Origin of the sequence: Ramlibacter sp., assembly GCF_035706265.1 — a bacterium.
GTDB lineage: Bacteria > Pseudomonadota > Gammaproteobacteria > Burkholderiales > Burkholderiaceae_C > Ramlibacter.
Genome location: NZ_DASSVG010000368.1, coordinates 1 through 2,982, shown reverse-complemented (window position 1 = coordinate 2,982; position 2,982 = coordinate 1). Strand labels below are relative to the sequence as shown.

Sequence of the window (2,982 nt, the reverse complement as noted above, 5' to 3'; positions counted from 1 at the left end):
GAAGCCCGCCGGCAGCGCGTCGTCCGCCGGGGGCGGCGACTGCCGCAGGTTGTTGCAGTACTCCAGGATCTCGTCCAGCCCGGCTTCGGGGTCCAGCGCTTGTGTCTCCATGCCTCGCTCCATCTAAATCGGTATTGAAGTACCGGAATACATATATTGCCCCGGCAGCCGGTTGTGGGTTTTTGACGTGGATCAAGGTTCCGGGTCGCCGGCGCAGCAGGGACGGACCAAGGGGCTGCGCTACAACCCCGGCCCGGCCGATGCGGCCGCCGGGATCCCGCCGCGTGGGATAATTCCGCCCCTGCCGCGCGCACTCGCATCCGCGCAACAGCGCGCGTTGACAGCCCGGGCCCTGCCCCGCACAGTGGCCCGGCTTCCCCTACAGCCCCTGGATCTACACCATGACCCGCTGGACCCGAACCGCCCTCGTGGGCCTTTCGTTCGCCGCCTCCGTGGCGTACGCGCAGACCGTCGTGCGCGAAGCGCCGAAGGACGTCAAGCCCGGCGTCATCGCCGTCAGCGCGACGCCGCCCCTGATCGCCGTCGACGGCAAGCCCGACCGCCTTTCGCCCGGCGCGCGCGTGCGCGACCGCAACAACATGCTGGTGCTCTCGGGCGCGCTCGCCGGCAAGACCCTCTACACGGTGTACCGGCGCGATTCGGCCGGCCTCGTGCACGAGGTCTGGCTGCTGAACGAGGAGGAGTACGCCAAGGTCGGCGGCAAGTACGGCGGCGACGCCGAGGGCCACAAGCGCTTCGCCGAGCTGCTGGACGCGATCTGGTCGCTGCGCTCCCTCGCCCTGCTGCGCTGAGGCCGCCATGAAGAAGGTGTACATCAAGACCTTCGGCTGCCAGATGAACGAGTACGACTCGGACAAGATGGCGGACGTCATGAACGCGGCGGAGGGCTACGAGCCCACGCAGGACCCGGAGCAGGCCGACCTGATCCTGTTCAACACCTGCTCGGTGCGCGAGAAGGCGCAGGAGAAGGTGTTTTCCGACCTCGGCCGCGTCAAGCACCTGAAGAAGAAGGGTGTGCTGATCGGCGTGGGCGGCTGCGTCGCCTCGCAGGAAGGCGCAGCCATCATCGAGCGCGCGCCGTACGTCGACGTGGTGTTCGGCCCGCAGACCCTGCACCGCCTGCCGCAGCTGCTGGAAGCGCGGGCGCGCCAGCAGCGCCCGCAGGTGGACATCAGCTTCCCGGAGATCGAGAAGTTCGACAACCTGCCGCCCGCGCGGGTGGAGGGCGCCTCGGCCTTCGTCTCGATCATGGAAGGCTGCTCCAAGTACTGCAGCTACTGCGTGGTGCCGTACACGCGCGGCGAGGAAGTCTCGCGCCCCTTCGAGGACGTGCTGACCGAGGTGGCCGGGCTGGCCGACCAGGGCGTGAAGGAAGTGACGCTGCTGGGGCAGAACGTCAACGCCTACCGCGGCCGCATGGGCGGGACGAGCGAGATCGCCGACTTCGCCCTGCTGATCGAGTACGTGGCGGAGATCCCGGGCATCGAGCGCATCCGCTACACGACGAGCCATCCGAACGAGTTCACCCAGCGCCTGGTCGATGTCTACGGCAAGGTGCCGCAGCTCGTGAGCCACCTGCACCTGCCGGTGCAGCATGGCAGCGACCGCATCCTGATGGCGATGAAGCGCGGCTACACCGCCATGGAGTACAAGAGCACGATCCGCAAGCTGCGCGCGGTGCGGCCGCAGATCTCGCTCTCCTCCGATTTCATCGTCGGCTTCCCCGGCGAGACGGAGGAGGATTTCGGCAAGCTGATGAAGCTGGTGGAGGACGTCGGCTACGACGCGAGCTTCTCCTTCATCTTCAGCCCGCGCCCCGGCACGCCGGCGGCGCAGCTGCACGACGAGACGCCGCACGAGGTGAAGCTGCGGCGGCTGCAGCATCTGCAGGCGGTGCTGGAGGAGAACGTGCGCCGCATCGGCGAAAGCCGCGTCGGCACCGTGCAGCGCATCCTGGTCGAAGGCCCTTCGCGCAAGGACCCGAACGAGCTCATGGGCCGCACGGAGTGCAACCGCATCGTCAACTTCGCGGGGGCGCGGCGCCTGGTGGGCCGGATGGTGGACGTGACCATCACCCAGGCGCTGCCGCACTCGCTGCGCGGCGAGGTCGTGCGGGCGGAGTCCGTGCAGGCCGCCTGACCGGGCGATGGGGTCGTTCCGGCAACTGCTGCTCGCGGCCTTCCTGCTGATCGCGCTGCTGCTGGGCGGCACCGCCCTGCGCGCGGTGCTCGTGCTCGAACGGCTGGTGGCGCAAAGCGGCGAGGCGGCGGACCGCGCGCTGGCCCTCAACGCCGCCGGCCAGGCGCTCGCCGCCCGCACAGCCGGCATGGAGCGCACGGCGCGCCAGTCGCTGGTGCTCAGCGACGCCCTGCTGCGGCGCCGCTTCGACGAGGAGCTGCGGGCCGCGCGCGGCGCGCTGCAGCAGATGGCCTACGGCGGCCTGCGGGAACAGGACTTCGCGCGCTGGCGGCGCCAGGTGGACGGCATCGTCGCGCTGCTGCAGGGGCCGGCGGAAACCGCGCTCGAGCGCGAACGGCAGGTCGCCGCGGAGTTCCGCGACCTCGACGCGATCAATGCCCGCCTGCTCGCGCGCGGCCAGGCGCTGGTGGAAGAGCGCGACCGCGCGCTGCGCCAGCAGCTCGATGCCGAGCGCACGCAGCTGGTGTGGCAGGTGTGGGGCGCGATCGCGCTGGCCGTCCTGCTCGCCGTGGCGCTGGGCCTGTGGCTCGCGCGGCCCTTCAAACGGCTGCAGCAGGCCATCGTGCAGCTGGGAGAAAACCGGCTCGACCAACCAGTCGACATCCCCGGCCCGTCGGACGTGCGGCGCGTCAGCCAGCAACTGGACTGGCTGCGGCTGCGGCTCACCGAGCTCGATGCCGACAAGGCCCGCTTCCTGCGGCACGTGTCGCACGAACTGAAGACGCCGCTGGCGGCGCTGCGCGAAGGCGCGGCGCTGCTGGA

Annotated in this window: 3 protein-coding genes; all 3 read left to right on the top strand. The window is 70.2% G+C overall.

Annotated features, from left to right (window positions below; all coding sequences use genetic code 11):
• Positions 1-401 precede the first annotated feature (401 nt).
• Entirely contained in the window at positions 402-812 is a 411-nt protein-coding gene (locus VFM98_RS13365; protein ID WP_325110409.1) for a hypothetical protein, read from the top strand.
• Between the two features lie 7 nt (positions 813-819).
• Positions 820-2,160, top strand: coding sequence for a tRNA (N6-isopentenyl adenosine(37)-C2)-methylthiotransferase MiaB (miaB, locus tag VFM98_RS13360; RefSeq protein ID WP_325110408.1), 1,341 nt, complete (start codon positions 820-822; stop codon positions 2,158-2,160).
• 7 nt (positions 2,161-2,167) lie between these two features.
• On the top strand, positions 2,168-2,982 hold an 815-nt coding region (locus VFM98_RS13355), incomplete at its 3' end, for a HAMP domain-containing protein (protein WP_325110407.1).

Bases quoted from the DNA above. Each gene is read 5' to 3' on its own strand.
- VFM98_RS13365 (WP_325110409.1), top strand. From the start codon at position 402: ATGACCCGCTGGACCCGAACCGCCCTCGTGGGCCTTTCGTTCGCCGCC.
- miaB (WP_325110408.1), top strand. From the start codon at position 820: ATGAAGAAGGTGTACATCAAGACCTTCGGCTGCCAGATGAACGAGTAC.